General features: G+C 68.0%; 4 protein-coding genes and 3 pseudogenes. 2 read left to right on the top strand and 5 right to left on the bottom strand.

Annotation, left to right across the window (positions count from 1 at the left end):
* Positions 1–135: pseudogene (locus ACWC2T_RS45310) on the top strand (IS110 family transposase); the annotation flags it as partial.
* 628 nt (positions 136–763) lie between these two features.
* On the top strand, positions 764–2,134 hold the full coding sequence (locus ACWC2T_RS45305) for a S1 family peptidase (RefSeq protein ID WP_450676131.1): 1,371 nt from the start codon (positions 764–766) through the stop codon (positions 2,132–2,134).
* 111 nt (positions 2,135–2,245) lie between these two features.
* On the opposite strand, the gene ACWC2T_RS45300 is transcribed toward ACWC2T_RS45305, so the two are convergent.
* The 5 genes and pseudogenes from ACWC2T_RS45300 to ACWC2T_RS45280 all read right to left on the bottom strand — a co-directional run.
* The gene (locus tag ACWC2T_RS45300; RefSeq protein WP_450676132.1) at positions 2,246–3,265 is read right to left on the bottom strand and encodes a cytochrome D1 domain-containing protein; all 1,020 of its coding nucleotides are present in this window, start codon (positions 3,263–3,265) and stop codon (positions 2,246–2,248) included.
* Between the two features lie 93 nt (positions 3,266–3,358).
* A pseudogene (locus tag ACWC2T_RS45295) lies at positions 3,359–4,756 on the bottom strand (alkaline phosphatase family protein); the annotation flags it as partial.
* Between the two features lie 364 nt (positions 4,757–5,120).
* A complete protein-coding gene (locus ACWC2T_RS45290) occupies positions 5,121–7,241 on the bottom strand; it encodes an ATP-binding cassette domain-containing protein (RefSeq protein ID WP_450676130.1) in 2,121 nt (706 codons plus the stop codon).
* Positions 7,242–7,494: 253 nt separating this feature from the next.
* Positions 7,495–7,809, bottom strand: a complete 315-nt coding sequence (locus ACWC2T_RS45285; RefSeq protein ID WP_450676129.1) for a transposase — start codon at positions 7,807–7,809, stop codon at positions 7,495–7,497.
* 5 nt (positions 7,810–7,814) lie between these two features.
* A pseudogene (locus ACWC2T_RS45280) lies at positions 7,815–8,095 on the bottom strand (hypothetical protein); the annotation flags it as partial.

The raw sequence follows: 8,095 nt of genomic DNA, 5'->3' as shown, positions 1-8,095 counted from the left end.
CGGAAGCGGAACGAGGGCAAGGGCCACAAGCAGGCGCTGCTGGCCCTCGCGCGCCGACGCCTCAATGTCCTGTGGGCGATGATCCGTGACGGAGAGTGCTTTCACGCTTCACCTCCCGTCACGGGAGCAGCTTGACAACACGATTGGGAAGTTCCTTCCGCGAGAGTGGAGGAGGAGGTTCAGGCCGACCGTCGGCGACCTCGATGCGTCGAAACATTTCGACATCCCAAGCCTCGTCGTCCGCAGAGACGACCGCGACGGTGCACGCCCCCGAGAACGGAGGGGGGACAGCCCCACCCCGAGACCGGCTGCACATGTGGCAGAAGGCTCGGCCGGTGCCCACGGAGAGCGTTCACCCACTGAGGCTTTTGCAACCTCATGTCGGCCGGCGAGTATCAGCGTTTGAACGGCCTTGACCTGGGTGCCCGCCGGACTGGGGGGCTGGAGGCTCTCGACGAAAGATGCGGCCGGGAAGTCGAGACCGGCGTGGCGGCTCTGTCCCAGGGACAGATGCGGCCAGCGTGGCCGCACCATCCCCCGTACCGGCAGGACAGTCACGCGCAAACTCATCGTCCAGCAGCGGGTTACCGGTAGTTCGCTAAATCCGGAGGTAGAGGTCAATGCCGTCCGTTGGTGACCGCCAGCCCCGCGACCACCGCTTCGCAAACTCCTACGAAAATCCGATCATCGCTTTGCCCAGCGGGCGCCTGTCCCGTACGAGCATGTTCGCGTCACATTGGCTCCAGCAGAAAGACAGCGGCACATGAAGCACGCTGCACGTCCCAGATGGCTGGCGTTCGCCCTGCCAGCCGCAGCTCTGGCCGCCGCGGTACCGTTCGTCATCCCGCCTCTCGCGGGCGCCTCTTCTGTGCCGGCCACGCAGCCGGCCTCGCGCGCCGCCACGCGGATCGACGAACGCCAGCAGGTCCTCGACGCCGTCGCCGACCGGATCACCGAAGGGCTCTCCGAGCCCGACCGCGCGCACATACCCGGTTTCGCCGAGGTCGAGGTCGACCCCGACCACAACCACCTGCGCCTGCACTGGAAAGGCACCCCACCCCAGCGGGTCAGGCAGATCCTCGCCCATCTCCCCCACGGGGTGACCGCCGAGGTCGACTCCGCCCGCTATTCCAAGGCCGAACTCCACGCGGCCCGCATGAAGTTGCTGAACAACCTGGCCTCAATGAAGCTGCGAGCCGAGGGGACGGCGGCCCCTGTCCGCGTCACCAGCATCGCACCGGCAGTGGACGGCAGCGGCCTGGAGGTCGGCTACGACAACGCCGCCGGTACGGCGAGCAGGCTCCTGGCGAGCGGACACAGCAGGACGTTGCAGCAGGTCGCCACGGCAGCCGGCCGACTTGCGGGAGTGCACGTCGCCGCGATCCACCGATTGCAGAGCGTGGATCTGTCCTCCCGGCAGCATGACAGCTCCCCCTGGACCGGAGCCTCGGCGCTGAAAAACCCCCTCGGCGGCATCTGCTCCGGCTCTTACGGCGTGAAGAACGCCCAGGGCCAGTACATGCTGACGTCGGCCTACCATTGCGGCCCGGGCCCCGAAGGCCGGTGGACCACCTGGTGGGGCGGCGACCTCATCGGTACCACCGACGCCGCCCAGCGCTCCCCGCAGGACGACGTGGTCGGCATCAAGCTGCCCTCACAGCGCGTGAGCGGCCGGCTCTACGACGGCCCCGCAAGCCGCACCGACGGCTACGCCAAACCCGTCACAGGCTGGGGGCACAACAACGTCGGCGACTACGTGTGCACCGACGGCGCCAACGGCGGCGTGCACTGCGGTGTGCGCATAGCCCAGACCGACATCGGCGTCACCGGGCCCAACGGCATCTACCGTCCCGATGTCGACCTCGCCTACGCCACCTCGGCCACGCCTGGCGGTGTCGCAGCCGTCAACGGCGACAGTGGCGGCCCGGTCTTCGCCAGCGTCCGCAACCACACCGCCGACGAAGCACGCGGAATCATCACCGCCCTCGACCGGACCCTCACCTGCCCGCCTGCGTACAACCCCGACACCGTCCTCGACGGCCATCGCAGGAAACCCTGGTGCCTGGCCGGCGTCTACTACGTACCCATTGGACAGACGCTCCACGACATGCACTGGACTCTGGTCACCGGGTGACCACTTCGCGCCTCGTTGTCGGTGGCCAGGTCCATTTTTGCGGGCCGGCGGCAGTGGCTTGCCAGTGCCCGGCGATCCGTGCCTGAGCCCACGCGGGCGTACGACGCCGGGTCAGGCGACCACCACGCCGCAGGGGCCCGAGGACAGGCCCAGTCGGGTGCCGGCGAGGACCCTCAGGCTGGTGGTGTCGATCGCGTCCACTGTGGCGCCGGCATTCGTGCACACCCACACGGTGTTGCTGGTCGCCGTGATGCCGGTGGGGACGTGGCCGACCTTGACCGTGCCGACCGCCTTCGCGCTCGCCGTGTCGACGACGGTGACGGTGTCGTCGTTGGCGCCGCTGACCCAGGCCCGTGAGCCGTCCGGGCTCAGCGCGACCTGCCACGGGGTGCGACCCACCCGGACCTGGGCGACGACGCGCAGCGAGCCGGCGTCGAGCACCGCGAGGGTGTCGCTCCACGGGCTGACCACGTAGACCCGCCTGCCGTCGGGGTGGACGGCAACACCGTTGGCCTCGGCCAGCTCGGGCAGCCGCCTGCGGGTCCTGCCGGTCTCCGCGTCGAGCACCGTCAGGCCGTCGCAGCAACTGACGTAGACCATCCGCCCGTCGGGGCTGACGGCGACGGAGCGCGGGGCGAGGCCGGTCTGCCAGGTGGCGGTGGCCTTGTCCGCGCCGGTGTCGATCACCGTGAGCGTCCGCGATCCGCCGGCGCCGGTGTCCGGGCCGGTGTTGGCGACGTAGACGGTGCGGCCGTCCGGGGAGGAGGCCACGCCGTGTGGGTGGAGGCCGACGTCGACGGTGCCGGTGATCTTGCCCTTGGTGGTGTCCAGCACGGAGACGTCGCCGGCGCCGGAGTTGGTCACGTACAGCTTGCCGGTGCCCGCTGCGGACGCGATGCCACAGGGATTGGCGCCGCCGGGGATGCTCGCGACGAGCTTGCGGGTGGTGGTGTCCACCACCACGATCGTGTAGCTGACCAGTGCGGTCGCGTAGGCGTGGACGCCGCTGGTGGGCCCGGTCTTCGGCACGGAGTCCTGGGTGCCGGGGAAGTTCGTGCCCTGGGTGCCGGAGCCGCCGGCGGGTACGTCACCGGCGAAGTCGTCGCGGTGGGTCGTGGCGTTCTCCACCATGCGGCTGATGACATACGGCCGCCGCCCGGCCAGGGGCTCCGCCTCGCGGGCGGTCGAGGCGAGGCCGACCGGAGTGGCCTCGGGACCGCTGGTCTCCTGGTGCGGCGGGGTCTGGTCCACGCCGGGGAAGGTGACCCGAGGCAGGGTCGCCACCTCATGCTCCGCCACCGACAACTGGCCCCTGGTAGGCGGCAGGTGCGGGAAGGGACGCTTGCTGGGGAAGCCAAGCGCCGAGGTCAGGTCACCGAACGTGCGGCGGCGCCATTCACTGATGTTCTCCTCGCGTACTCCCGTGATCCGCTCCAGGAACCGCAGCACGGAGGTGTGGTCGAAGGGGTCGCTGCACACGAAGCCGCCCTGCGTCCACGGCGAGACAATGATGCAGGGGACCCGGATGCCCGCGCCGATCGGCACGCCGTCGACGAACTCGTCGGGCGTCCCGGCCGGCGGGGCGGGCGGGATGACGTGGTCGAACAGGCCGTCGTTCTCGTCGTAGTTGAGGATGAAGACGGTTTTGCGCCACAGCTGAGGGTTGGCGGCGACCGCGTCGAGCTGCCGGGCGACGAAGTTTGCGCCGGAGGCCGGCAGGTAGTCGGGGTGCTCGCACTGCGCCGCGGTCGGGATGATCCACGACACGGTGGGCAGCCGTCCGGCCAGGGCGTCACGAGCGAACTGGTCGGTGGGGCCGATGGTCAGGCCGTGCTCGTACAGCGGGTTGCCGGGTTCGGCGTCCTGGTACTGCTGGAAGAACTCCAGTGGGTTGCAGCCGTAGTCGTCCTCCTCCTGGTAGACGTGCCAGGACACGCCCGCCTTGGTGAGCCGCTCGGGGTAGGTGGTCCAGCGGAACGGCTCGGGGATGACGTTGCTGATGACCGGCCCGCCGGCAAGGCCGTTCGGGTCGATGGTGCCGGTCCAGTGGTAGAGCCGGTTGGGCCAGGTGGGGCCGAGCAGCGAGCAGTGGTAGGCGTCGCAAAGGGTGAAGGACTCGGCGAGCGCGAATTGGAAGGGGATGTCGGCGCGCTCGTAGTAGCCCATGGTGAACGGGCCGTTGGCCTCGCCGTCCGCCTTGCGGTGCGCCGGCACCCAGTTGTCCATCCGGCCGTTGTTCCAGGCCTCGTGCTGCACCGACCAGGCGTGGCTGGTGGACGGGATGGCCTGCGAGCTGGTGGTCCTGGTGTCGAGGTGGAACGGCAGCAGGTAGCCGTCCGGGTTCTCCGGGTCCGGTTGGTAGAACACCGGTCTGCCGGTGGGCAGGATGGCCGCGTCCGGGTCGTCGAAACCCCGTACTCCGCGCATGGTGCCGAAATAGTGGTCGAACGATCGATTCTCCTGCATGAGGATCACGACATGCTCGATGTCGTGGGGCGATACCGGCCGGTGGGCCGTGTCGGCCATGGCGCGTTGCAGGTTGGGCGGGAGCAAGGACGCGGCGGCGAGCCCACCGACGCCCAGCGCGGAGCCGAGGAGCCTGCGACGGGACAGTCCAGCCATGGTCACCCCTCCACGGAACGATCAGGAACGCGCGTCAGCACACACCACTTCGTTTCCCGCGCACAAGAGGGCGTGCCGCAGCGGCCGTCATCCATGTGCGTCCAGCCGAATTCAGCAGGCGGGGGCGCCTGCGCCTTCCGGGGTCGCGCGTCGGAACAACGCGCGGAGGGCCGGAATGCGTGGCCGCCGGATCGGCTGGGTGGGCCTCGGGCCACCCAGCCCGCGCCCCCTCGGTTTTGGAGCTGGCCGACCCGCCCCCGAACACATCACCGACGAACTGGTGAGGCCCGGTATCTACTCGACGAAGGTCCGGCGGAACCACACGGCGTTCCGGCACCGAAACCGCCCTTCGAAGGTCTTGGCGTCAGCCGCGGCGCATGACCAGCGGCTCGTGGCGCCGGAGGAGCACCAGTACCACGATGATGCCAACCAGCCCCAAGCCTTCCAGCACCCCTGCATCCAGCCACCACTGGTGGGCGGTGTGGACCCAGAGCGGGTCGGCGGAGTGGGGGTGCTTGTCGTCCGCGGGTGGGCCGATCCGGCTCAGGTTGATGGTGGCCGCCTGCGCGGCGACCGCCCAGCGGGAGGGGACGAGCCAGGAGAGCTGATTCAGACCCACCTGATTGAAGAGCGGGAAGACCGCACCGCTGAACATCACCTGGACGACTGTGGCAAGCACCAGCAGGGGCATCGTCTTCTCGGCAGTGCGCACCAGGGCGGAGATGATCAGGCCGAGCATCATCGAGGTGGTGGAGAGCAGCACCACCGCCAGTACCAGCTCGATCTCGGACGGTGTGGTCACCAGTCCCACCGGCGGCAGCCGACGGCCGGCCAGTCCGATCGCGACCACCACGAATCCCTGTACTGCGGTGATCAACCCCAGGACCATCACCTTTGACAGGACGTAGGCGGACCGGGCCAGCCCTATGGCGCGTTCCCGCTGGTAGACGACGCGTTCCTGGACCAACTCGCGCACTGAGTTCGCGGTACCGGTCAGACAGGCACCCACTGCCAGCACCAGCAGTACGGGTTGGGCGTCGACGTTGTAGTTCGGAGCGCAGGACACCAGCTTCGCGCAGGTCTGTGTGGCGGCCATGAAGCCGTACTGGGCGGGCACTGTCACGCTGAGCACCCCCATGATCAGCGGCAGCGCGAGTAGCAGACCCGCATGGCCTCGGTCTGCTGCGATGACCGACAGGTTGCGACGCATCAGGGTGGTGAACTGGGAGCGCCAGCTCGGTGGACGAATCGATTCTGCACCGGCGAATTCCCGCAGCCCGCGGCCCGCCTTCGGCCGTTTCCTCTGCTTCCTGTGTTTCTTCAAACCCTCCGCGCCGGGCTTCTCGGGCTGCGTTCCATCGGTGGGTGGGTCGGTGCGCTGGGCCGCCACCTCCTCCATGACCGCGGTGTACGTGCGGTAGTGAATCGATGTGTGGTAGCGGGCCGTCCAGTCCCAGTCGGGATGAAGGTCGAAGGCGTGGAAGACGTCCGCCCAGTCGTCGTACCCGAAGAACTCCAACGCGTACTGCGACGGGCCGAAATACGCGGTACGGCCACCCGGGGCCAGGACCAACAGACGGTCACACAGATGGAGGTTGGCGATGCTGTGCGTGACCACGGCAACGCGGCGGCCACCGTCCGCGAGACCCCGCAGCATCTGCATGACCTGCCGGTCGAGACCAGGGTCGAGGCCGGAGGTCGGTTCGTCCAGCAACAGCAGGGCGGGTTTGGTCAGCAGTTCCATGGCGACCGAGACACGTTTGCGTTGACCGCCGGAGAGCGCGGTGATCCGGGTATCCATACGGTGCGAGAGCCCCAGTTCCTCCAGCACCTCCTTGACGCGCTCTTCCCGGGTGGCGGCATCGCTGTCGCGCGGGAAACGCAGTTTGGCTCCGTAACTCAGCGCTTTGCGCACGGTGAGCTGCGGATGAAGGACATCGTCCTGTGGGACGAGGGCCACGCGCTGGCGGAGTTCCGCGAAGTGCGTATAGAGGTTGAGGCCGTCGTAGAGCACCTCGCCCTCGTCGGCGGGCTGATAGCCCGTCAGTGCCCGCAGCAGAGTGGACTTACCGCAACCCGACGGGCCTACGATGCCGACAAGGGCCTTCTCGGGAAGGTCGAGGCTGACCTGGTTGAGCAGGGTCTTCGTCTCGCTGCGCTGGCGCACCCGGACTGTCAGGTCCCTGGCGATGAATGAACCTGTGCCCGCGTCGGCGCGCACCAGCCGACCGTCTGCCAGATGGAACCTGGAATGACCGATCGCGACAATGTCACTCGGGCCGAGCACGTGCCGGACAACCTGATGACCATTGACGTACGTGCCGTTCGAGCTGTTGAGGTCCGTTATTTCAGGCTCACCCTCGACCGTCTTTCCCAGTACCGCATGGTACTGGGAAACCATGGGGTCCGGCACGACGAGGTCGTTGTCGGGTGCGCGGCCTATTCTGAGGACTCGCTCGGCGTTCGACAACGTCTTATCTGTCATTCCCTGAGCGCCAGTCCTGTTCAAGTGGCATTTTGAGGTGTACATGACGCGCGTAGGTCAAACCGCGCCACCGGGTTGCGTGACCGCCCCCGGGACCTTCCTGTGCCCGACAGAGTAACCCCTCATCTATCGCGGCAAGTTCACGGTTTGTCTTACCTTTCATGAATCCGGCAATCTTCCACTAAAATGGACATGTGCCCGTTCGTTCAGGTGCCCAGTCCGTACCATGCCGGGAACTACGCGGCCGGAGAAGTTACCGCTGAGGTTGAACGGTCGGGGTGACTGGGTTACGGGGCTCCGGTGTCAGTCCCGTCTCGGCTGTGAAGCCGGTGAGGACCTCGGGTCGGCGTTGGATGCCGCGTAAGCGGTTCTTCACGAGCGGGGTGAGGTCTTCGACCTTGTGGGGTGCGAGGTTGGCCAGGGACTTCCTCAGGTGGGCCCATACGCCTTCGACAGGGTGGAGGTCTGGCGCGTAGGGCGGGAGCTTGACGATGGTGAGCCCGTCGCTGTTGCGGTCGCAGCACTCCCGCAGGGGCTTGGCGTGGTGAGTGCTGGCGTTGTCCCACACCAGGATCAGCGGGGCGCCGTCGGGCTGACGGCGTGCAGCGATGATCGGTTCGGCGAACAGCGGGCCCGGAAGCCCTTCTTCTCGCCCCTACGGCCCCGGTATGTCTGCGTCCGGTAGATCATCCTGGTTTCGCGGCCCGGCCTGACGCAGATCATGCCGGCCATCAGCACCCGGCCCGAGCCCTTGCCCGTCCCGGCAGCCAGATCGTGGCGGTCTGCACGCGCGGCAGGCACCGGCAGGCGATCGGCACTCTCGACTTTCCGTTGCCGGATCCGGCGCCCCAGGG

The organism is Streptomyces sp. NPDC001393 (assembly GCF_053597455.1).
The sequence above is the reverse complement of the archived record's forward strand: the minus strand, read 5'-3'. Positions and strand labels throughout refer to the sequence as shown.